The sequence below is a fragment of the Methylobacter marinus A45 genome (genome assembly GCF_000383855.1).
GTDB classification, from domain to species: Bacteria; Pseudomonadota; Gammaproteobacteria; order Methylococcales; family Methylomonadaceae; genus Methylobacter; species Methylobacter marinus.
In genome coordinates, this window is sequence record NZ_KB912877.1 from 2,292,283 (window position 1) to 2,313,467 (window position 21,185).

The 21,185-nt window shown below is 56.8% G+C and carries 21 protein-coding genes; 16 read left to right on the plus strand and 5 right to left on the minus strand.

From position 1 onward, the window contains the following. Positions 1–46: 46 nt before the first annotated feature. From clpB to METMA_RS26955, 4 genes are all read left to right on the plus strand, one after another. A complete protein-coding gene (clpB, locus tag METMA_RS0110640; RefSeq protein WP_020159078.1) occupies positions 47–2,623 on the plus strand; it encodes an ATP-dependent chaperone ClpB in 2,577 nt (858 codons plus the stop codon). A 165-nt stretch (positions 2,624–2,788) separates the two neighbouring features. Further along, entirely contained in the window at positions 2,789–3,262 is a 474-nt protein-coding gene (locus METMA_RS0110645) for a nuclear transport factor 2 family protein (RefSeq protein ID WP_020159079.1), read from the plus strand. Between the two features lie 25 nt (positions 3,263–3,287). Continuing rightward, positions 3,288–3,713, plus strand: a complete 426-nt coding sequence (locus METMA_RS0110650) for a secondary thiamine-phosphate synthase enzyme YjbQ (protein ID WP_020159080.1) — start codon at positions 3,288–3,290, stop codon at positions 3,711–3,713. 351 nt (positions 3,714–4,064) lie between these two features. Further along, positions 4,065–4,289, plus strand: a complete 225-nt coding sequence (locus METMA_RS26955) for a hypothetical protein (protein ID WP_152565126.1) — start codon at positions 4,065–4,067, stop codon at positions 4,287–4,289. Positions 4,290–4,350: 61 nt separating this feature from the next. On the opposite strand, the gene METMA_RS0110660 is transcribed toward METMA_RS26955, so the two are convergent. Continuing rightward, positions 4,351–5,715 (minus strand): urease accessory protein UreH domain-containing protein, encoded by a 1,365-nt coding sequence (locus METMA_RS0110660; protein WP_020159082.1) that lies wholly within the window; start codon positions 5,713–5,715, stop codon positions 4,351–4,353. A gap of 151 nt (positions 5,716–5,866) precedes the next feature. Here METMA_RS0110660 and METMA_RS0110665 point away from each other — a divergent pair, with 151 nt between their 5' ends. The 8 genes from METMA_RS0110665 to METMA_RS0110700 all read left to right on the plus strand — a co-directional run bounded on the left by METMA_RS0110665 (position 5,867) and on the right by METMA_RS0110700 (position 13,190). After that, complete coding sequence (locus METMA_RS0110665; RefSeq protein ID WP_020159083.1) at positions 5,867–6,541, plus strand: glycine-rich domain-containing protein; 675 nt, start codon at positions 5,867–5,869, stop codon at positions 6,539–6,541. Positions 6,542–6,618: 77 nt separating this feature from the next. After that, entirely contained in the window at positions 6,619–7,083 is a 465-nt protein-coding gene (locus METMA_RS0110670) for a nucleoside deaminase (RefSeq protein ID WP_036292806.1), read from the plus strand. Positions 7,084–7,168: 85 nt separating this feature from the next. Then, entirely contained in the window at positions 7,169–7,861 is a 693-nt protein-coding gene (gene phoB / locus METMA_RS0110675) for a phosphate regulon transcriptional regulator PhoB (protein ID WP_027147221.1), read from the plus strand. Between the two features lie 3 nt (positions 7,862–7,864). Next, a complete protein-coding gene (gene phoR / locus METMA_RS0110680; RefSeq protein WP_020159086.1) occupies positions 7,865–9,142 on the plus strand; it encodes a phosphate regulon sensor histidine kinase PhoR in 1,278 nt (425 codons plus the stop codon). Positions 9,143–9,296: 154 nt separating this feature from the next. After that, a complete protein-coding gene (locus METMA_RS0110685; protein WP_020159087.1) occupies positions 9,297–10,019 on the plus strand; it encodes an anion permease in 723 nt (240 codons plus the stop codon). Positions 10,020–10,033: 14 nt separating this feature from the next. Beyond that, the gene (locus tag METMA_RS0110690) at positions 10,034–10,627 is read left to right on the plus strand and encodes a DUF502 domain-containing protein (RefSeq protein WP_020159088.1); all 594 of its coding nucleotides are present in this window, start codon (positions 10,034–10,036) and stop codon (positions 10,625–10,627) included. Then, complete coding sequence (locus METMA_RS0110695) at positions 10,624–12,027, plus strand: alanine/glycine:cation symporter family protein (RefSeq protein ID WP_020159089.1); 1,404 nt, start codon at positions 10,624–10,626, stop codon at positions 12,025–12,027. Before METMA_RS0110690 ends, METMA_RS0110695 begins: the two co-directional genes overlap by 4 nt. Positions 12,028–12,374: 347 nt before the next feature. Beyond that, the gene (locus tag METMA_RS0110700; RefSeq protein WP_020159090.1) at positions 12,375–13,190 is read left to right on the plus strand and encodes a PspA/IM30 family protein; all 816 of its coding nucleotides are present in this window, start codon (positions 12,375–12,377) and stop codon (positions 13,188–13,190) included. Positions 13,191–13,288: 98 nt separating this feature from the next. On the opposite strand, the gene METMA_RS0110705 is transcribed toward METMA_RS0110700, so the two are convergent. From METMA_RS0110705 to METMA_RS0110715, 3 genes are all read right to left on the minus strand, one after another. Beyond that, positions 13,289–14,416, minus strand: coding sequence for a sodium ion-translocating decarboxylase subunit beta (locus tag METMA_RS0110705; protein WP_020159091.1), 1,128 nt, complete (start codon positions 14,414–14,416; stop codon positions 13,289–13,291). 84 nt (positions 14,417–14,500) lie between these two features. Continuing rightward, positions 14,501–16,279, minus strand: a complete 1,779-nt coding sequence (gene oadA / locus METMA_RS0110710) for a sodium-extruding oxaloacetate decarboxylase subunit alpha (RefSeq protein ID WP_020159092.1) — start codon at positions 16,277–16,279, stop codon at positions 14,501–14,503. Between the two features lie 135 nt (positions 16,280–16,414). Next, positions 16,415–16,633: an OadG family protein gene (locus METMA_RS0110715; protein WP_027147222.1), complete on the minus strand. Its 219-nt coding sequence runs from the start codon at positions 16,631–16,633 to the stop codon at positions 16,415–16,417. 90 nt (positions 16,634–16,723) lie between these two features. Between METMA_RS0110715 and METMA_RS0110720 the strand changes: the two genes are divergently transcribed. The 4 genes from METMA_RS0110720 to METMA_RS0110735 are packed head-to-tail and all read left to right on the plus strand — an operon-like array spanning position 16,724 to position 19,554. Then, positions 16,724–17,245: an O-acetyl-ADP-ribose deacetylase gene (locus METMA_RS0110720; RefSeq protein ID WP_020159094.1), complete on the plus strand. Its 522-nt coding sequence runs from the start codon at positions 16,724–16,726 to the stop codon at positions 17,243–17,245. Further along, positions 17,235–17,630, plus strand: a complete 396-nt coding sequence (msrB, locus tag METMA_RS0110725; protein WP_020159095.1) for a peptide-methionine (R)-S-oxide reductase MsrB — start codon at positions 17,235–17,237, stop codon at positions 17,628–17,630. The genes METMA_RS0110720 and msrB overlap by 11 nt, the downstream gene beginning before the upstream one ends. Next, entirely contained in the window at positions 17,627–18,925 is a 1,299-nt protein-coding gene (locus METMA_RS0110730) for a M18 family aminopeptidase (protein ID WP_020159096.1), read from the plus strand. Before msrB ends, METMA_RS0110730 begins: the two co-directional genes overlap by 4 nt. 2 nt (positions 18,926–18,927) lie before the next feature. After that, positions 18,928–19,554 (plus strand): alpha-ketoglutarate-dependent dioxygenase AlkB family protein, encoded by a 627-nt coding sequence (locus METMA_RS0110735; RefSeq protein WP_020159097.1) that lies wholly within the window; start codon positions 18,928–18,930, stop codon positions 19,552–19,554. A gap of 287 nt (positions 19,555–19,841) precedes the next feature. Here the strand turns inward: METMA_RS0110735 and purD are convergent, their stop codons facing one another. Further along, positions 19,842–21,116: a phosphoribosylamine--glycine ligase gene (purD, locus tag METMA_RS0110740; RefSeq protein WP_020159098.1), complete on the minus strand. Its 1,275-nt coding sequence runs from the start codon at positions 21,114–21,116 to the stop codon at positions 19,842–19,844. Positions 21,117–21,185: the final 69 nt, after the last annotated feature.

Consider the following 21,185-nt stretch of genomic DNA (forward strand, 5'->3'; position numbering starts at 1 on the left):
CCCCTATGTTAGCATTAACTTAAAAAATTATCTGAGGTACAACAACATGCGGATGGATAAACTAACCAGCAAGTTCCAGATGGCGCTGGCCGATGCTCAAAGTCTGGCCTTGGGCAAGGACCATCAGTTCATCGAGCCGGTGCACGTCATGCTTGCCTTGCTGGATCAGGAAGGCGGCAGCATCAAGCCGCTGCTGACCCAGGTCGGTGTCAATCCCCACACTTTGAGGGCCGAGCTGAACAAAGAGATTGACCGGCTCCCCACGGTCAGCGGCTCGGGCGGCGATGTGCAGATTTCCAATGAATTGAGCCGATTGCTGAACCTGACCGACAAACTGGCGCAGAAGCGTAACGACGCCTACATTTCCAGCGAACTGTTCTTATTGGCGGCGCTGGACGAAAGAGGCGCGCTGCAGAATCTCCTTAATAAAGCCGGCGTCACCAAGCAGGCTGTCGAGAAAGCCATCGATGCCATGCGCGGCGGCCAGACGGTCGACGACCCCAATGCCGAGGACCAGCGGCAGGCCCTGAAAAAATACACCATCGACATCACCGAGCGCGCCGAGGCCGGCAAGCTGGATCCGGTGATCGGCCGCGACGACGAAATCCGCCGCACCATTCAGGTGTTGCAGCGCCGCACCAAGAATAACCCGGTCCTGATCGGCGAGCCCGGCGTCGGCAAGACCGCGATCGTCGAAGGCCTGGCGCAGCGCATCGTCAACGGCGAGGTGCCGGAAGGCATCAAGGGCAAACGCGTGCTGGCGCTGGACATGGCGGCGCTGATCGCCGGCGCCAAATTCCGCGGCGAGTTCGAGGAACGCCTGAAAGCCGTCCTGAATGATCTGGCCAAGCAGGAAGGCCAGATCATCCTGTTCATCGACGAACTGCATACCATGGTCGGCGCCGGCAAGGCCGAAGGCGCCATGGATGCCGGCAACATGCTGAAACCGGCCCTGGCGCGCGGCGAGCTGCACTGCGTCGGCGCGACCACGCTCGATGAATACCGCAAATATGTCGAAAAAGACGCGGCCCTGGAGCGCCGGTTCCAGAAAGTGCTGGTCGACGAGCCGTCCGTCGAGGACACGATCGCGATTCTGCGCGGGCTGAAAGAGAAATACGAAGTCCATCATGGCGTCGATATCACCGACCCGGCCATCGTCGCGGCCGCGAGCCTGTCCTACCGTTATATCGCCGACCGGCAATTGCCCGACAAGGCCATCGACCTGGTCGACGAGGCGGCCAGCCGCATCCGCATGGAAATCGACTCCAAGCCGGAAGCCATGGACAAACTGGACCGGCGCCTGATCCAGCTGAAAATAGAACGCGAGGCGTTGAAAAAAGAAGCCGATCCGGCATCCAAAAAACGCCTGGAGATTCTCGAGGAAGAAATTGCCGAGGTGGAAAAAGAGTACTCCGACCTGGAGGAAATCTGGAAAGCCGAGAAATCCTCGCTGCAGGGCACCGCGTCGATCAAGGAAAAGCTGGATCAGTCCCGGATCGAACTGGAGGCGGCCAGCCGCGCGGGCGATCTGGCGCGCATGTCGGAACTGCAGTACGGCATCATTCCGGCGCTGGAAAAACAGCTCAATACGGCGGCATCGACCGAGCCGCATAAAATGACCTTGCTGCGCAACAAGGTCACCGAAGAGGAAATCGCCGAAGTCGTGTCGAAATGGACCGGCATACCGGTTTCCAAAATGATGGAAGGCGAGCGCGAAAAACTGCTGCACATGGAAGACGCGCTCAGTAAGCGCGTGGTCGGCCAGGAAGAGGCGCTGAAAGCGGTCAGTAACGCCATCCGCCGGTCGCGAGCCGGCCTGTCCGATCCGAACCGGCCGAACGGCTCGTTCCTGTTCCTCGGTCCGACCGGCGTCGGCAAGACCGAATTGTGCAAGGCCCTGGCCGAGTTCCTGTTCGACACGGCCGATGCGATGATCCGCATCGACATGTCCGAATTCATGGAAAAGCACTCCGTCGCGCGTTTGATCGGCGCGCCTCCGGGCTATGTCGGCTATGAGGAAGGCGGTTACCTGACCGAAGCGGTCCGGCGCAAGCCGTATTCGGTCATCCTGATGGATGAAATCGAAAAAGCCCATCCCGACGTCTTCAATGTGCTGCTGCAAGTGCTGGATGACGGCCGCCTGACCGATGGCCAGGGCCGGACCGTGGATTTCAGGAACACCGTCATCGTCATGACTTCGAACCTGGCTTCGGACCGTATTCAGGAACTGGCCGGCGAGGCGCATTACGCCGAGATGAAAGCCGCGGTCATGGAGATCGTCGGCCTGCACTTCAGGCCCGAGTTTATCAACCGGGTCGACGAGTCGGTCGTTTTCCATCCGCTCGGCCGTGATCACATCCGGGCCATCTCCGAAATCCAGATCGATTATCTGCGCCGGCGGCTGCAGGACCGCGAAATCGGCTTCGAGATCAGCACGGCGGCGCTCGAAAAACTGGGCGAAGCGGGCTTCGATCCGGTTTACGGCGCACGGCCGCTGAAACGGGCCATCCAGCATCAGCTGGAAAACCCGCTGGCCCAGGAAATCCTGGCCGGCAAATTTGAAGCCGGCGATGTGGTCAAGGTGGATGTGCAAAATGACCAGCTGGTGTTTTTGAAAGGCTAAACGCTATCGGGTGGGCAGCGTAATGCTGTCCATCCAAAATTGCCGCAGCCGAATTCAGTCGACTTAACGGAAGCGGGATAAGGGCAGCGATGCTTGGCGCGGCAAGAGGATAATCCATATCTAACAGCAGATAATAATCTTGAAGCGCATCATTGGAGAATAACCATGAATAATGAAGTCAGACCGCCACTGCCGCCTTTCACGCGCGAAACCGCCATGCAGAAGGTCCGCATGGCTGAAGACGCCTGGAACAGCCGTGACCCGGAGCGCGTCGCACTGGCTTATACAATAGACAGCCAGTGGCGCAACAGGGCCGAGTTTCCGTGCGGCCGCGAGGCCATCATCCAGTTTTTGCAGCGCAAATGGGTTCGCGAACAGGAATACCGGCTGATCAAGGAACTCTGGGCGTATGAAAACAACCGCATCGCGGTGCGCTTCGCCTATGAATGGCATGATGACGCCGGCGACTGGTTCCGCTCTTACGGCAACGAAAACTGGGAATTCGATGAGAACGGCCTGATGCAAAAGCGCTTTGCCAGCATCAACGACCTGCCCATCAAGGAATCGGAACGCAAATTCCGCTGGCCCCAGGGACGCCGGCCCGATGACCATCCGGGGCTCAGCGAACTCGGCCTGTAGCCATTTTTCTATTTAAGGGCTTACCATGTGGATTCAAAAAGAATTTAGGCTGAAAGCGCGGCCCCGCGGCTTTCACCTTGTCACCGATGAAGTGCTCAGCGCCATACCGGAGCTGCGGAGCATCCGGTGCGGGTTGCTGAATATATTGCTGAAGCATACCTCTGCCTCGCTCACCATTAACGAGAATGCCGATCTAACGGTACGGCAGGACTTTGAGAGTTTCTTCAACAAATCAGTGCCGGAAGACGAGCCTTACTATCGGCACGACTACGAAGGCAGCGACGACATGCCTGCCCATTTAAAAAGCAGCATCCTGGGCGCCACCTTGACCATTCCCATCACCAACGGCAGGCTGAACCTGGGCACCTGGCAAGGCATTTACCTGTGCGAACACCGAAACCATGGCGGCAGCCGCAGTCTGGTGGTGACAGTTCAAGGAGAGGGCGGGTGATGTATCCGCATTTTTTCAGATAAGTATAGGTGCGAATTCACTTGTGCCCTTCAGGGTATTCGCACTGTGCGGCTAAATCCGCACCTGCACCGGAAATTCTCCGCGCATTTGAGGAAGTTATTTTATGCGCGTTCCTAAGGAAATCAGCAAACAGCTCGAAGGCCGGTTGCTGAATTTCCACATCAGGAGGGCCTGCCGGGTTTCCGCCAGGGTTCCAGTCCAATCTATACGCTGTAGTAAACACTTACGAGTTTGAACCGTAACCAGAGTTTCTTTTCTAAAAGTTTAGGAAAACCGGTTTTTAATCATGAATCCTGTAATTTTTCTCATTGACTTTAAAGAGCGAACATTATGGAAACTCACAAAGTAGAAATTAAAGATCTGGAAAGAAACGAAGTTGTAAGCACGGGTTATATAGATAGTGAGGAGATGCCTCTCATTGTCCATGACTTGAGCCATTACGATTTGAACCCTGATCATCACTATAAAGTTGGCCTCATTCATGGTGATTATTTGGAGTTGCTTTGTAAACATGTCGATGGACATGGTAAACGTGTTTGGTTCGATCGGCATTAGTATTTGATGTTACTCGGAACATTGATTCAGATGCCGGTAGGGACTGGACTTAGCCGCTGCATCATTTCTTCACGATAAACGTCCCCGGTATCATGCCCATGTAGCAGCTCCAGCTGATCGCGCCCACTTGCCGCGGTGTGAATTCGACGACTTGCAGGCCGGGCTTCAGGTCGATGCCCATCTCCAGCGCCGGAATGATGATTCTTTTATTGCAACTGGACAGTTCCTTGACGTTGATGATCCATTTGACCGGAACGCCATAGCGCAGGGTGAATTCGTCCGGTTTGTAGGCCATCGCCTCGGCTTCCATATAAATAACCTGATAGCCCTCTTGTAGGTGCGATCCGGCATCGGCATGGTCATGCTGCCAGGTCATAAAGTGTGCTTTTAACGCTTGCGACGCCCTCGACAGCAGTGAATTGACATCATAGCCGGTGCCGGAGATCAGAAGGCTGCGGTTGAGCATGGCCGCGCCGAGCAGCAGGATGATGATGGCGGAGATTTTCATGAACCGCCGCGTGGCATTGCTGGAAATCATGCCGGCGAAGTAGCCGAATGCCAGCATGACGGGAAGCGTACCCAACGCGAATACGGCCAGCAGCGTCGCGCCGGTCAAGGCGCTGCCCGTGCCCGCGGCCATGATATACATAGCTTGCAAGGGGCCGCAGGCGATCATCAGGCCGTTCAGAAGACCGATGATGAAGGGATTGGATGTGCGCTGGCGTCGATGAACCAAAAAACGGTTAATGAACGTCGGCAGGCGCAGATGCAGGCGCCTCAAGCCGCTGAAGGCATCCATCATGCTCAAGCCGTAAAGCATCAAAAATACGCCCGCTACGGCCGAGACCATGCTGCGCATGCCCAGCGTAAAGGTGAGGGCGCCGCCGATCAACCCGAACAAGGCGCCAAAACCGGAATAGGACAGCGTTTTGCCCAGGCCGTAAAGCAGGTGGTTAAGATAAGCAGGCTTGCCCGAGTTTGTGCCCGCCACTGTATAACTGATGACAAAACCGCCGCACATGCCGATGCAATGGAAGCTGGTCAACACGCCGACCAGAAACAGCAAGCCGTAATTGGCCGTTTGTCCAATGTCTTCCAGGGACAAATCGAGCTGTACCCATTTGTTCAATTGCAGCAGCAGTATGATGCCCGCTATGGCAATGACGATCAGGAACAAGCGTCTGCCCAGCCCGGCCGGTTTATGCCGGGTGCGGTTCGAGCATTCATAGCCGGCCGACTTGACTGCCGCGCAAACTGTTTTCAGCGATATGATGTCGTCGTCCAGGTCCAATGTCAGCGTTTCATCGGTAAAGCTGGCCCGGGCCTTGATAATGCCGGGGAGTTCAGCAACGGCCTCGACAATATGGTTTTCGCATTCCGCGCATTGCATGCCGGTGACAGGCAGTTCGTAATGTTTGGGTTTCATATTGAACTTAAGAACATTAGTAACTAATGAATTATATAGGCGTGTAGCGGGGTTTACCAATGCGACCGAATGTTGAGATCGTATCCGGCAGTGCAATCGAGTTTGTAAATTGATAAGCTGGAATCACCATTTAACGGATTAATTTATCACTATGACTTTAATTCTTATCGTTTTAGCGGTTGTGGCAACGGTGGTATGGTTTAGCGCCAAGCGGGCCGCTTCGGCCAGGCGCGAACAATACATAACCGGCTATGATTTCCATAAGGGCATCGTCAGTAAATTAACACAAAAGCATCCCGGGTTGACAGGGCAGGAGATTGAACTGGTTATGCAGGCGCTGAGGAACTATTTTCTGATGTGCTTGCGAAGCAAGCGCAAACTGGTCTCCATGCCGTCCCGGGTAGTCGACGATGCCTGGCATGAATTCATCCTGTCGACGAGGGTTTATGGCGATTTTTGCCGGCGCGCGTTCGGCTACTTTTTGCATCATACGCCCGCCGAGGCCATGGCAACGTCGACCCGGGCCAGGGTCGGCATAAAAAGAGCCTGGCGCCTGGCATGCATCCATGAAAAGATTGATCCGAAAAAACCGGCCAAGCTGCCTTTGATTTTTGCCATCGACAGTATGTTGAATATTCCCGACGGGTTCACCTATCAATTGCATTGTGACCGGGGCGCAAGCGGGACTGGCGTTTACTGCGCCAGTCATATAGGCTGCTCATCGGGGTGCGCGGGGGATTCTGGAGCCATTTCCGATGAGGCGGCGGACAGTTCCGGTTGCGGTAGCGACGGCGGTTGCGGGGGAGGGTGTGGCGGCGGCGATTAAAAATTAACGCAGCGCCTCCGTCAATTTGTGGCTTTATAATTATAATGAGCTTGAAAATTAATAGACGGGATGAACAGATGAATAGCGAAGATTACATGCGCAGAGCCATCGAGCTGGCTTTGCAGGTTCCCGAGTTTCCGTTCGGCGCGGTCATCGTGCGGCGGGCGACCGGCGAGATTGTCGGTGAAGGCTTTAATCAGTCGGTGCTGAATCCGACCTGGCATGGCGAGATGGTCGCCATCAACCATTGCGCGCAGGCGCATCATTCGGTTGACTGGAGCTTATTCGACCTGTATACGACGGCTGAGCCGTGTCCCATGTGTCAAAGCGCCATCGAGTGGGCGGGCATCGCTACGGTCTATTACGGCACGTCCATTCCCTATCTGCAAAAGCGGAACTGGTGGCAGATCGAAATCCGGGCCGAGGAAGTCATTGCCAGAACACCGTTCCGAAACAGCCGCATCGTTGGCGGCCTGTTGGAAGCCGAGTGCAATGCCTTGTTTGATAAGGCGCCCAGGGGCATGTTTCATGAAATTTCATAGCGCAATTGAACAGGTCGAGCTTGTTGTCATAAAAAGGTAACAAAGGCACTCTACAATACAACGATTTAGTTTTCTTTCTCATTTTATGTCTAGATTTAAGATTCTCATTGTTGAAGATGAAGACGCCATCAGAGGCATGTTAATGATGGTACTGGAGCAGGCCGGCTTTGCGCCGGTTGCGGCAAGCGATGCTGAAGACGCGCAGAAAGTCCTCGATGAAAATCTGCCGGATTTGATTCTGCTGGACTGGATGCTGCCTGGCCTCAGCGGCGTCGAATGGGCCAGGCGCCTGAAGAAAGACCAAACGTATCGGGAACTGCCGATTATTTTATTGACGGCGCGCGGCGAGGAAGAAGACAAGGTCAGGGGACTGGAGATCGGCGCCGACGATTACATGACCAAACCGTTTTCCCCCAAGGAACTGATAGCGCGTGTTCGCGCCGTATTGCGCCGAAGCGGAAAAATTCAGGGTTCAGCGCAAATCGAGCTGGGCGATCTGGTGCTCGATACCGAACAGCACCGCCTCAGCATCGGCGACAGGCTGCTGGACGTGAGCCCGACCGAGTTCCGCCTGATGCAGTTTTTCATGACCCATCCCGACAAGGTGTACAACCGCACGCAGTTGCTGGATCAGGTCTGGGGGCGCAGCGTCTATATCGAAGAGCGCACGGTCGACGTGCATATCCGCCGGCTGAGGAAAATCCTCGGCGAATACGGCAGGGAGGACCTGGTTCAGACCGTGCGCGGTTTCGGCTACCGATTCTCATTGACACACTAGTTTATGAGTGTCTGGCAAAAGGAGATCGGCTTTGCGCTGCTGCTGTTTCTGGTTGCGCTGATCTCAGGCAGTCTGACCGGGCATATTCTGCTGTTCATGTTCCTGCTGACGCTGGGGCTCTGGATTCGCCAGCTGTTACAGATCAGCCGCTTTGAAAGATGGATAAGCATGGGAGGGCGGGGCGAATACCCCAGGGTGAGCGGTATCTGGGAAGATATTTACCACCATGTTTACCGTATTAAAAAAAACGAAAGAAAGCGCAAGAAGAAACTGGGCAAAATGGTGGATCAGTTTCGCAAGTCAACGGAAGCCTTGCCTGATGCGGCCGTAGTGCTGGGCCCGAGCGACGAAATCGAGTGGACCAATAAAGCGGCCCGGGACGTGCTGGGGCTCCATCAGTCCGATAAAGGTCAGCGTATTCCCAACCTGATCCGTTTCCCTGAGTTTATCCGTTACCTTAAATCCGGCAATTACCATGAAGCGGTTATCCTGCCCGCGCCGGTGGACCACCGTATAACGCTGGCCGTGCGGGTCGTTAAATATGGCGCCGGTCTGCGGCTGCTGTTGGCCCAGGATGTCACGCAGCTGAAAAAAATGGAGCGGATGCGCAAGGATTTCGTTGCCAATGTATCGCATGAACTCAGAACGCCGCTGACGGTATTGAAAGGTTATCTGGAAACCATGCGGGACATGGATGACGGCAATTCGCCATTACTGACGCATTCGGTTCTGCAAATGCAGGGGCAGACCGAACGCATGCAGCATCTGGTCGATGACCTGTTGTTACTGACACGTTTGGAAACGCAGCAGAAGAAAGTGCAGTGTGTCGATATCCCGGCGTTATTACAGCAGATTTGCAAGGAAAGCGATGCGCTGGAAACGGCGGCCGGGCGCATCGAATTATTGCTCGAAACCGATACCCGCATTACCGGCGAGGAACAGGAATTGCGCAGCGCTTTCACCAATCTGCTAGGCAATGCGCTGAAGTATTCGCCTGACGATTCCACGGTAACAATACGTTGGCATCGGTCCGAAAGCGCCGTCATACTGGATGTCAAAGATCAGGGCGAAGGCATTGTCGCCGCCGAAATTCCGCGCATCACCGAACGCTTTTACCGGGTGGAAGTCAAGCGCAGCAAAAAGGTCAGCGGCACCGGGCTGGGCCTGGCTATCGTCAAGCACGTGCTGATGCGTCATGACGCCAAGCTGAATATCGTCAGCGAACCGGGCAAGGGCAGTTGTTTCAGCTGTTGTTTTCCGGTGACGCGGGCTTGCCGCTGATCGTGTTTTAGCGGCTTCGGCCGCTGCCGATACCTCGCTGTTCCTTCCCTCCAATGGTTCTTCCTCAATAGGCATGCATTTTAATTCGGCAGGCAGGGCTTATAAATTCGCTTATAATTGAGACGGGCAAACAAAAACAATTAAGAGGAACTCAATGCCGGTCGACATTCTGCTTACGGTCATTCTGACCGCTACCATTCAATCCGTTTTCGGTGTCGGCGTATTGTTGTTCGGTACGCCTATACTGCTTCTGCTGGGGTATGACTTTATCAATACGCTGCTGGTACTGTTGCCTATTTCCATCGCGATCAGTTCCCTGCAGCTATTGAAGCATTACCGGTATATCGATGTCGGATTTTTCAAAAACGTACTGATTTACAGTATCCCTTTCATCGTCCTGTTCCTATGGATCATCACTGTCATCAAGATCAATATCAGCCTGCTGGTGGGTGGGTTGCTTATTTTCGTCGCGCTGAAAAATATTTCGCCGGCCATCGATAAAGCGCTGCAGTCCCTGTTCAATTATGAAAAAACCTATCTGGCGGTTATGGGAATCGTGCACGGCATGACTAATCTCGGCGGCTCGTTATTAACCGCGATCGTATACAGCAAACCGTATCAAAAACACCAAATACGCGCGACCGTGGCCAGTTGTTATGCAACCTTTGCCCTGTTTCAGCTGGCTACGTTGTTTTTCATCCGGCATGAGTTTGATGTGTCTTACGCGGACAATATCGGCTTTCTTCAGGTGGGAGTCGTGACATTCCTGCTGACCGAGGAAATGCTGTACAGCAAAATTGATAATGAAAAATACAATAGGCTATTTGCCGGCTTTTTACTGGCATCGGGCATTTTACTATTGATTAAATCCCTATAAGCAGTGGAGGAAAAATGAGCGCGTTAATCAAGAAGCTATTTAATTATTTTTTGATCGGGGTTCTGGCGGTTATTCCCATCGTCTTGATTTTACAAATTATCATGTTTGTAAAGGCACTGGTGTCCGATCTGTTTCTGCTGGTGTATGGTTATTCGGTCAGCTATTTGTATACGCTGCTGATTTTTTTAGTCAGTTTCTTTATCCTGGTATCCATTGGCCGTCAGATCGCCAAGCAGGGGCGCCCCTGGTTTATTGCCGCTTTTGAACATGTTATCGAGAGAATTCCCTTTTTAAATACCGTTTACAGGGTTATTAAAAAAGTGGTGAATATGTTCTCCTCCCATGACAAGGCTATCGCGAAAGAAGTGGTGTATGTGGAATATCCAAAAGAGGGCGCCTGGGTGCCTGCTTATGTCACCAACCGGTTTGAGGACAAATATGTGCTGTTCGTGCCGACCTCTCCGAATCCGACGTCGGGGTTTACTATCATCGTCGATAAGTCAAAGATCATAAAATCCACTATGAACATAGAAGAAGCCACCAGTTTTGTCGTCAGCGTCGGGGTCGATTTCGATAAGGGATCGGAAGTAGGTCAACTGCCGTCATGAAAATCATCGAAGCTTGGCTAAATCAGATCAGCGGTCTGATTTGGGGACCGGTAATGCTGGCGTTATTGCTGGGCATCGGCGTTTATCTGACCATAGGACTGAAAGCCTTGCCGTGGCGCAAGACGCCGCATGCCTTTGTACTGCTCTGGCGCGGGCGCAAGTCCAGGCCGGGCGAGGAAGGCGATATCACCGCGTTTGCCGCCTTGATGACGGCGTTATCGGCCACGATCGGCACGGGCAATATCGCCGGTGTCGCAACGGCTATTTTTCTGGGCGGCCCGGGCGCCGTGTTCTGGATGTGGATGACGGCATTGTTCGGCATGGCGACCAAATATGCCGAGGCGGTGCTGGCCGTTAAATACCGCGAAGTCGATGAATTAGGCAAATATGTCGGCGGCCCCATGTATTACATCAAGAACGGCCTGGGTGCGAGATGGCAATGGCTGGCTGTCGCATTCGCTTTGTTCGGCACCCTGGCCTCGTTCGGTATCGGCAACATGGTGCAGGCCCATTCGGTTGCCGACGCGGTCGAATCCATGTTTCAGATACCTGAATGGCTCAGCGGAGCGGTCATGACCGTGCTGACCGCCTTCGTCATCCTGGGCGGCATCAATCGCATAGCCGATGTCGCGGCCAGGCTGGTGCCGTTTATGGCCATATCCTATATTGCCGGGGCCGCGGTCATTATCATGCTCGACGTGGAAAAAGTGCCGGCCGCCCTGGGGCTGATCATCGACAGCGCTTTCAGCGGCACGGCCGCCACCGGCGGTTTTGCCGGCGCGGCGGTTTGGGCCGCGATGCGCTACGGCGTGGCGCGCGGAGCCTTCTCGAATGAAGCGGGGCTGGGCAGCGCGCCGATTGCGCAGGCGGCGGCAAAAACCGCCAACCCGGTCCAGCAGGGCATGATTTCGATGCTGGGCACTTTTATCGATACGCTGGTCGTTTGCACCATGACCGCCCTGGTCATCGTCATGACCGGAGCCTGGAACAGCGGCGAAAATGGCGCGGCGCTTTCCACGCTGGCGTTCAATACCGGATTGGCCGGCTGGGGCGGCTATATCGTCGTGTTTGGTCTGGTCGTGTTCGCGTACACGACGATTCTGGGCTGGAGCTATTACGGCGAACGTTGCGCCGAGTTTCTGTTCGGCGTCAAGATCATCAAGCCCTACCGTTTGTTATGGCTATGCGCGATTCCATTGGGCGCGATGGGCAAACTGACCGTCATCTGGTCGTTGGCCGATGTCATGAACGGGCTCATGGCGATCCCGAATTTGCTGGCCTTGGGGCTATTAAGCCCGGTGCTGTTCAGGGTGACCAAGGCGTATTTGCAATCGGCCGAAAGCGGCAGCCGGCCGGAGCTATCGGGCGAGCGAGTCAGCCTGGACGAAATCAATAACTAAGGAATGCGCATAAAATAACTTCCTCAGGTATGCGGATGAATTTCCGGTGTAGGCGCGAATTCATTCGCACCTACAATTCCGTGATTTATTCCATGCTCTTTACTAACCGACCTTACTCAGAGACAGATGGCCAGAGGATACTGCAACTGAGCGCAGCGCGAGACGGCGCATTCACAAAAAGAGCGGGCAGTAACCGCCCGTTTATCAACCTCTGTAAGGGGCCGCTCGGCCTGCTCTGTCACGAACTGCTTTTTTGATTGACTTTGCCGGTTTTGCTTGTTATGAATGAGCCCGCATACTAGCAAAAATATAATAAACACAAATAATTACATGAGGGGAGGGCCATTATGGACACTAACGACAGTGTCGTCACGGGCGGCTTATTAGTTAAATTAACCCGGTTGGAAGACCAGGTTGCAACACTTTCCACGGAGTTGGAATCGAGTAAGGAAGTCATCAGCCGGTTAAAATTGTCGCTAACCGAGCGCGATGCGCAAATTTTAGATCTGGAAGCAAAACTGATTGAGGCGCAAAACGCGCAATTGAAAACAACGGTAAACTGGATCGACCGTTGCAAGATTCAAATCAAAAACGGCGTGGACGAAAAAATAATCAATCCGGCATTGGCGAAAATTCGTCAGCGGATTGAGGTCATGCAGCGATTGGTTTATGAAACCAGGGATGTCGTCAATAAAAGACTGACGGTTATTCACGAGAATATCCAGGGTCATTCCGAGCTGGTCAAACAGTGGCCCGAACAAGCGAGGCGGTATTTTGAGCAAGCCGTCGTCGAACCTGTCAACCTGCTGGTCCATGAAAAGATCGGTTCAGCCTACAGTTATTTGAAAGCCGTCCGGGGCTTGGTCGAGCAAAAAATTCTCCATCCCTGTAAAGTCTGGTATGAGGAAGCTGTCGTTGCCTTGCTGGCATTGCCCGCGCAAAGCCGGATCATTTTCCAGGTATGGCTGGCCGACCCTGGCAGACAACAAATTGCCATGCTGCCTGATTTGGGACGGAACGTTTATTCTTATGCCTTGGCGTGGCTGAAAAAGTCGGTCGGCCAAATAAAAGCGCTGATTAACCGGGGTGTTGAATATATAGCGGAAGCCGTCAAGAATTCATCGTTCTGGAACGGCAATAACAACATAGAAGTGACTTATTGATCCTGGTACCGGGACTTAATCAATTTGCTGGAAGCGATAAAAAAGCCCTGCCCGGCTACGCCGGGCAGGGCTTTTGTTTAAGCGAAGGCCGTTGCCGGTTACTGCACCAGACTCAACAAAATACCGGCCGCGACCGCCGAGCCGATGACGCCGGCCACGTTCGGGCCCATGGCATGCATGAGCAGGAAGTTGTGCGGATTGCTCTCCAGGCCCAGCTTGTTGGCGACGCGCGCCGCCATCGGCACGGCCGAAACGCCGGCCGCGCCGATCAGCGGGTTGACCAGGGTCTTGCTGAACTTGTTCATCAGCTTGGCCATCAGCACCCCGGCGGCCGTGCCGATCGCGAACGCCGCCGCGCCCAGGGCCAGAATCCCTAAGGTCTCCATCTGCAGGAACGCCTCGGCGCTGAGCTTGGAGCCGACCGACAGCCCCAGGAAAATCGTCACGATGTTGATCAGCTCGTTCTGGGCGGTCTGGCTCAGGCGGTCGACGACGCCGCAGGCGTTCATCAGGTTGCCGAGCGCGAACATGCCGACCAGCGGCGCCGCCGACGGCAGCAGCAGCGCGGTCAGGCCGATCAGCAGCAGCGGGAAGACGATCTTTTCACTGCGCCCGACCGTGCGCAATTGCTGCATCTCGATGCGGCGCTCGGCTTCCGTGGTCAACGCGCGCATGATCGGCGGCTGGATCAGCGGCACCAGCGCCATGTACGAGTAGGCCGCGACCGCGATCGCGCCGAGCAGTTCCGGCGACAGGCGCGAGGCCACGTAGATCGCGGTCGGCCCGTCGGCGCCGCCGATGATGGCGATGGCGGCCGCGTCCTTCAGCGTGAACTCCAGGCCCGGCACGATGTTCAGCGCCAGGGCGCCGAGCAGGGAGGCGAAAATACCGAACTGGGCGGCGGCGCCCAGCAGCAGGGTTTTCGGGTTGGCCAGCAGCGGCCCGAAGTCGGTCATGGCGCCGACGCCCATGAAGATCAAGAGCGGGAACAGCCCGGTCTTGATGCCGAAATACAGGTAGTACAGCAGGCCGCCCTCGTCGGCAATGCCGGCCACCGGGATGTTGCTGAGAATGGCGCCGAAGCCGATCGGCAGCAGCAGCAGGGGTTCGAAGCCTTTCTTGATGGCCAGGAACAGCAGCAGGAAGCCGACCAGCATCATGAGCGCCTGGCCGCCGGTGATATTGTACAGGCCGGTGCTGTGCCAGAGTGAAAGCAGATTGTCCATCGGATGTGTCTCGTCTGATAATCAGGGAAGCCCCGCCGGCCGGGCGCTCGCCGCGGGGCGAAGCGGCCGCCGGGGCTGTTGTTGTTATAGGCTGATCAGCGTGTCGCCGACGGTGACGGCGGCGCCTTCCTTGACGTGCACGGCGGACACGATGCCGCCGGCTTTCGAGCGCACTTCGGTTTCCATTTTCATCGCTTCCATGATCACCACGACATCGCCCTCGGCGACGGCGCTGCCGGTCTGCACCAGCACTTTCAGGATGGTGCCGGCCATCGGCGCCTCGATCGCCGCGCCGTTGCCGGCCGTGGCCGGGGCGCTGACGGCCGCGGCCGGCTGCACGCTCAGGGCNCNNCCGCCGGGGCCGACCGCGACGTTGTAGTGGCGGCCGTCGACGTTGACGCTGTAGGTTTCCACGGCCGGCGCGGCGCGGGCCGCGACCGGCGCCGGCGGNGCCACGGCCACGCTGCCCGGCGCCGGTTCGAAGGCGGCCGGGTTGCCGCGGTTGACCAGGAATTTCCAGCCGACCTGCGCGAACAGGCCGTTGATCANCGCGTCCTCTTCAATGTGTTCGCTGAGCGTGACGCCCTCGGCGCGGGCTTTCTCCCGGACCTCGGCGATCAGCTTGTCCATTTCCGGTTCCAGCAGGTCGGCCGGCCGGCAGNTGACCGGCTCGGCGCCGTTCAGCACGCGCGCCTGCAGNTCGGCGTTGACCGGNGCNGGGGTGGCGCCGTACTCGCCTTTCAGCACGCCGGCGGTTTCCTTGGTGATGGTCTTGTAGCGCTCGCCATTGAGTACGTTCATGACGGCCTGGGTGCCGACGATCTGCGAGGTCGGCGTTACCAGCGGGATGAAGCCCAGGTCCTCGCGCACGCGCGGGATCTCGGCCAGCACGGCGTCGAACTGGTCCTCGGCGCCCTGCTCCTTGAGCTGGCTTTCCATGTTGGTGAGCATGCCGCCCGGCACCTGCGCGACCAGGATGCGGCCGTCGACGCCTTTCAGGCTGCCTTCGAACTGGGCGTATTTCTTGCGCACGGTGCGGAAGTAGGCGGCGATCTCCTCGAGTTTCACCAGGTCCAGGCCGGTATCGCGCCCGGTGCCCTCGAGGCTGGCGACGATGGTTTCGGTCGGGGTGTGGCCGTAGGTCATGCTCATCGAGGAAATGGCGGTGTCGACGTTGTCGATGCCGGCCTCGGCGGCCTTCAGGATGGCGCCGGTGCTCAGGCCCGTGGTGGCGTGGCACTGCATGTGGATCGGGATGGCGACGCTCGCTTTCAGGCGGCTGACCAGCTCGTAGGCGTCATAGGGCTTGAGCAGGCCGGCCATGTCCTTGATGCAGATCGAATGGGCGCCCAGGTCCTCGATCTGACGGCCCAGGTCGACCCACAGGTCCAGGGTGTGCACGGGGCTGGTCGTGTACGAAATCGTGCCCTGCGCGTGGGCGTCGGTGCGCAGCACGGCCTGGACGGCATGCTCGATGTTGCGCATGTCGTTCATGGCGTCGAAGATGCGGAACACGTCGATGCCGTTGACGGCGCAGCGCTCGACGAAGGTGTCGACCACGTCGTCGGCGTAATGCCGGTAGCCGAGCAGGTTCTGGCCGCGCAGCAGCATCTGCTGGCGGGTGCGGGGCATGGCCGCCTTCAGCTGGCGCAGGCGCTCCCAGGGGTCCTCGCCCAGGTAGCGGATGCAGGCGTCGAAGGTGGCGCCGCCCCAGGTCTCCAGCGACCAGTAGCCGATCCGGTCGAGCTTGTCGCAGATCGGCAGCATGTCGTCGATGCGCAGGCGCGTGGCCAGCAGGGATTGATGGGCGTCGCGCAGGACGACGTCGGTAATGCCTAACGGCTTGTTGTTGTTTTGGGCCATGCTATATAACCTTTTTGGGTTTTGAATCGAAGACCTTGTGGGTCGCTTGATCCGTTGAATAGAAATCGGTGCGCGCCGCCCGTCCCCCACGACGGCGGCTGGCGCGGGCGTTCCGGCGGCGCCGGACGCCGAGCGTTATTTAGGCCGGGTCCGGTATTGATGCACGGCCGCGGCAATCGCGGCGATCACGCCGGCGTCCATGCCCTTCCCGCCGGCCGGTGGCGCGTCCGGGAAATAGCGCTGCACCAGCGCCGACATCAGGTTGATGGCCAGCACCAGCATGGCCAGAAACAGGAAGACGAGGCCCATGCCGACCATCATTAGCTCTATCCCGCTTGTCATCAGTTCTGTCATGATCATTCTAAAATTTTTTAAACTCGGCATTGTATCATAGGCCTAAATCGGTACTAATCGAGTTTTGATCACTATGATAACGGCATGATAATGGCGAAAATCGAAATTATTGAGACTGATATCACAAAGCTGGCGGTCGATGCCATCGTCAATGCCGCCAATCGTTCGTTATTGGGCGGAGGCGGCGTCGACGGCGCGATCCATCGGGCGGCAGGCCCTGAACTGCTGGCCGAGTGCAAAACCCTGGGCGGCTGTGAGACGGGGCAGGCGAAAATAACCCGAGGCTATCGTCTGCAGGCGCGCTATGTGATTCATACGGTCGGGCCGGTCTGGTCCGGCGGCGAACAGGGCGAGCCGGCCTTGCTGGCTTCCTGTTATCGGGAATGCATGGCGCTGGCCAGGGCTCATGACATCAGGTCGATAGCTTTCCCGGCCATTTCCTGCGGCGTGTACCGCTTTCCGGTGTCGCTGGCGGCTGAAATTGCCATCAGGACCATCAGCGAGTGTTTAAAAGACGCTCATGATCCGCAAGAAGTCTATTTAGTCTGCTTTGGCGATGCGGTTTTGAAAGCGTACAATGAGCGGTTTTACCAATTGATGCATGACGGATAACATTATGAATGACGAACAATGGCGCGAAAAACTGACGCCCGAACAATTCAATATCTGCCGCCATAAAGCCACCGAAGCCCCTTTTACCGGAAAATATACCGACTGCAAGAAAGACGGCATTTATCATTGCGTGTGCTGCGGCAATCCCTTATTCGATTCCGAAACCAAATACAATTCAGGCTCGGGCTGGCCGAGTTTCTGGGATGTCATGTCCGAAGACAGCGTGGCCCGCCATACCGATCTCAGTCACGGCATGCGCCGCGTTGAAATAACCTGCAAAGCCTGCGGTGCGCATCTGGGCCATGTCTTCGAAGACGGCCCGCAGCCGACAGGCTTGCGTTACTGCATCAATTCCGCATCCTTAGACCTGAAAGAACGATCATGAGCGCGCAGGCACAGGTTCAGGACTTGCTGGCGTTTATCGATGCCAGTCCCAGCCCCTGGCAAGCCGTCAGCACTATGACGGTCAGGCTCGGGGCCGCAGGGTTTGCAAAACTCGATGAAACCGAAAAATGGATGCTGAAGCCCGGCGGGCGCTATTATGTCGTGCGCGGCGATTCCTCCATTATCGCGTTCGTGCACGGGCAAAAGCCGCTGGTCGAGACGGGCTTCAAAATCATCGGCGCCCACACCGACTCGCCAGGCCTGCGGATCAAGCCCAATGCCGCCGGTTGGGTCGACGGTCTGGTCAGGGTGGGCGTCGAAGTGTACGGCGGGCCGATACTGGCGACCTTTACCGACCGCGACCTGAGTCTGGCAGGGCGCCTGAGCTATAAGGATGAGCAGGGCCGGATCGCGAGCCGGCTGATCCGGTTCGAGCAGCCCCTGCTGCGTCTGCCCAACCTGGCGATCCACATGAACCGCGGCGTCAACGAGGACGGCCTGAAGCTGCACAAGCAGTTGGAGCTGCCGCTGATCCTGTCCGCGATTGCGCAAGAGCAGTTGCCGCAGCCGTATTTCCTGTCGTTGCTAGCGCAAGCGTCAGGCATCGAGGCCGAGCGTATCCTGTCCTGGGACCTGAATGTCTACGATACGCAGAAAGGCGTGATCTGGGGCGCGCAGCAGGAGTTTTATGCCGACAGCCAGCTCGACAATCTGGCTTCATGCCATGCCGGTTTATCGGCGCTGCTCGATGAAGCTGTGCTGCAGGCCGACAGCACCTTGGTCTGCGCCTTTTTCGATCACGAGGAAGTCGGCAGCGAAAGCCATAAAGGTGCGGACGGCAGCTTCCTGCCGGACGTGCTGCAGCGCATCGCATCAAACATTGACCGGGACGATTACCAGCGGGCCCTGGCGCGCAGCTTCATGATCAGCGCCGACATGGCGCACGCCTATCAGCCCAACTTCCCGAATGCTTATGACCCCGACCATAAAGTCATCGTCAACAAAGGGCCGGTGATCAAGGTTAACGCCAACCACCGCTACAGCACCGAGAGCGTTTCGGAGGCCATGTTCGCGGACTGGTGCGAACAGGTCGGCGTTGCGTACCAGAAATATTCGCACCGGACCGATCTGCCCTGCGGCAGCACGATAGGCCCGATGACCTCGGCGCGGCTGGGCATCCGTACGGTCGACGTCGGCAATCCGATGTGGGCCATGCACAGCATCCGGGAGAGCGCCGGCGTGTCCGACCATGACGCCATGATCCGCGTTATGCGGCGTTTTTTCCTCGATAATTGAAGATGGATGCCGGAGCCGATGCGTTGCACGATAATGTCGTTGGCTTCGGCGACAATCTGCTGCCGTTCGACGGCGGGCTGTACCTGATCCGCCAGTTCTATGCGCCGCCCGAGTCCGATCGGTTGTTCGCTGCGCTGATGACTGGGATGGCCTGGCAGGCGGAGGATATTTTCATCTTCGGCAGATGGGTCAAGGTGCCGCGTCTGATGTGCTGGTACGGCGATGCCGATGCGCATTACCGCTATTCGGGCGTCGACCATGCGCCGCTGCCCTGGACGGCCGAATTGCAGGCCATCAGAGAAAAGGTGGAGCGGCAGTGCCGGCAGCGCTTCAACAGCGTCCTGGCCAACTTGTACCGCGACGGGCGCGATTCGATGGGCTGTCATGCCGATAATGAAAAGGAACTGGGGCCCGATCCGGTCATTGCCTCGTTAAGCTTCGGCGATGAGCGCCTGTTCAGGCTGCATCATAAAAAACGCAAGAAGGTCTCGCTGGATATCATGCTGGGCCATGGCGATCTGCTGTTAATGGCCGGAGCTATGCAGCATCACTGGCTGCATGCGCTGCCGAAAACGAAGCAATTGAAAACGCCCCGGATTAACCTGACGTTTCGCAGAGTTGTTGCCTAACAATATGTGGGGGCGACTTTAGTCGCCCCCACAGGCTTATTACACAAGCTTTGTAGATACGCATCGCGTACCATTTTCAAGCCCAAAAGGTACGAGACTGTGAAAGTATTCAATTTAAAGGGTTTAACCACGAAGGACACGAAGAGCACGAAGTTTTAAGTATTTGATTAACTTAATTTTTTCTTCGTGTCCTTCGTGATCTTCGTGGTGAATAAGGCTTTTTATGACGTTTTTCACTAATTCTTTCACAGCCTCGTACGCAGTGCGTACCCTACTTCGAAATAACGCTACTTTATCGCCTTGAATCCGATATCGGTGCGGTAGTAGACATTGTCCCAATGAATAGCTCGCGTTAACTCATAGGCCTTGCTCTGCGCTTCCTGAATGTCGCGTCCCAAGGCGCAGGCGCATAATACGCGGCCGCCGGCCGTGACGATCTTGTCATCAAGCTGCTGCGTGCCGGCATGAAACACCTTGCGGTCCTCGCTTTCCTGCGCCGGCAAACCCGAGATCACGTCGCCTTTGCGGTAGGCGTCGGGGTAGCCGCCGGCCGCCAGCACGACGCCCAACGCCGCGCGCTCGTCCCAGTCCGTGTCGATCTTGTCCAGTTCGCCGGCCAGGGCCGCCTCGCACAACACCACCAGATCGCTTTTCAGACGCATCATGATCGGCTGCGTTTCAGGATCGCCGAAGCGGCAATTGTATTCCAGCACTTTGACGGAACCGTCAGGAGCGATCATGAGGCCGGCGTACAGGAAACCGGTATAGGCATGTCCGTCGGCGGCCATGCCTCTCAAGGTCGGCTCGATGACTTCGCGCATGACGCGCGCATGAATTTCGGGCGTCACGACCGGAGCCGGCGAGTAAGCGCCCATGCCGCCGGTATTGGGGCCATTGTCGCCGTTGTCGCGGGCCTTGTGGTCCTGGGAAGTCGCCATCGGCAGTGCGTGCTTGCCGTCGGCGATGACGATGAAGCTGGCTTCCTCGCCGGCTAGAAATTCTTCGATGACCACGCGGTGGCCGGCCTCGCCGAAGACATTGCCGGACAGCATATCTTCAACGGCCGCGTTCGCTTCCTCCACGGTCTGAGCGACGATGACGCCCTTGCCGGCGGCCAGGCCGTCAGCCTTGACCACGATGGGCGCATCTTTTTGCTGAATATAGGCCAGCGCCTGTGCTTTGTCGGTAAAGGTCTGGTATTCGGCCGTCGGGATGCGATGACGGGCCATGAAATCCTTGCAGAAGGATTTGGAGCCTTCCAGTTGCGCGGCTCTGGCGGTAGGGCCGAAGCATTTCAGGCCGGCGGCTTGGAAACGGTCGACGATGCCGGCCACGAGCGGCACTTCCGGACCGATGATAGTCAGCCCGACCGCTTCTTTTTGGGCGAAAGCAAGCAGGGCGACGATATCGTCGACGGCAATCGCCACGTTCTCGATGCCCGGTTCCAGTGCCGTGCCGGCATTGCCCGGCGCGACAAAAACTTGCTCGACTTTGCTCGACTGCTTGGCTTTCCAGGCCAGCGCGTGTTCTCGGCCGCCACTGCCGACGATCAGTATCTTCATGGTGATTCTCGTATGTTTTGTGGGGGCGACTTCAGTCGCCAGTGTTTTAAAGGGCGGCTGAAGCCGCCC

Bases quoted from the DNA above. Each gene is read 5' to 3' on its own strand.
- phoB (WP_027147221.1), top strand. From the start codon at position 7,169: ATGTCTAGATTTAAGATTCTCATTGTTGAAGATGAAGACGCCATCAGA.
- METMA_RS0110705 (WP_020159091.1), bottom strand. From the start codon at position 14,416: ATGGACAATCTGCTTTCACTCTGGCACAGCACCGGCCTGTACAATATC.
- phoR (WP_020159086.1), top strand. From the start codon at position 7,865: ATGAGTGTCTGGCAAAAGGAGATCGGCTTTGCGCTGCTGCTGTTTCTG.
- METMA_RS0110695 (WP_020159089.1), top strand. From the start codon at position 10,624: ATGAAAATCATCGAAGCTTGGCTAAATCAGATCAGCGGTCTGATTTGG.
- METMA_RS0110690 (WP_020159088.1), top strand. From the start codon at position 10,034: ATGAGCGCGTTAATCAAGAAGCTATTTAATTATTTTTTGATCGGGGTT.
- METMA_RS0110715 (WP_027147222.1), bottom strand. From the start codon at position 16,633: ATGACAGAACTGATGACAAGCGGGATAGAGCTAATGATGGTCGGCATG.
- purD (WP_020159098.1), bottom strand. From the start codon at position 21,116: ATGAAGATACTGATCGTCGGCAGTGGCGGCCGAGAACACGCGCTGGCC.
- METMA_RS0110735 (WP_020159097.1), top strand. From the start codon at position 18,928: ATGGATGCCGGAGCCGATGCGTTGCACGATAATGTCGTTGGCTTCGGC.
- METMA_RS0110720 (WP_020159094.1), top strand. From the start codon at position 16,724: ATGGCGAAAATCGAAATTATTGAGACTGATATCACAAAGCTGGCGGTC.
- clpB (WP_020159078.1), top strand. From the start codon at position 47: ATGCGGATGGATAAACTAACCAGCAAGTTCCAGATGGCGCTGGCCGAT.
- METMA_RS0110700 (WP_020159090.1), top strand. From the start codon at position 12,375: ATGGACACTAACGACAGTGTCGTCACGGGCGGCTTATTAGTTAAATTA.
- METMA_RS0110665 (WP_020159083.1), top strand. From the start codon at position 5,867: ATGACTTTAATTCTTATCGTTTTAGCGGTTGTGGCAACGGTGGTATGG.
- METMA_RS0110650 (WP_020159080.1), top strand. From the start codon at position 3,288: ATGTGGATTCAAAAAGAATTTAGGCTGAAAGCGCGGCCCCGCGGCTTT.
- METMA_RS26955 (WP_152565126.1), top strand. From the start codon at position 4,065: ATGGAAACTCACAAAGTAGAAATTAAAGATCTGGAAAGAAACGAAGTT.
- METMA_RS0110645 (WP_020159079.1), top strand. From the start codon at position 2,789: ATGAATAATGAAGTCAGACCGCCACTGCCGCCTTTCACGCGCGAAACC.
- METMA_RS0110730 (WP_020159096.1), top strand. From the start codon at position 17,627: ATGAGCGCGCAGGCACAGGTTCAGGACTTGCTGGCGTTTATCGATGCC.
- METMA_RS0110685 (WP_020159087.1), top strand. From the start codon at position 9,297: ATGCCGGTCGACATTCTGCTTACGGTCATTCTGACCGCTACCATTCAA.
- METMA_RS0110660 (WP_020159082.1), bottom strand. From the start codon at position 5,715: ATGAAACCCAAACATTACGAACTGCCTGTCACCGGCATGCAATGCGCG.
- METMA_RS0110670 (WP_036292806.1), top strand. From the start codon at position 6,619: ATGAATAGCGAAGATTACATGCGCAGAGCCATCGAGCTGGCTTTGCAG.
- msrB (WP_020159095.1), top strand. From the start codon at position 17,235: ATGACGGATAACATTATGAATGACGAACAATGGCGCGAAAAACTGACG.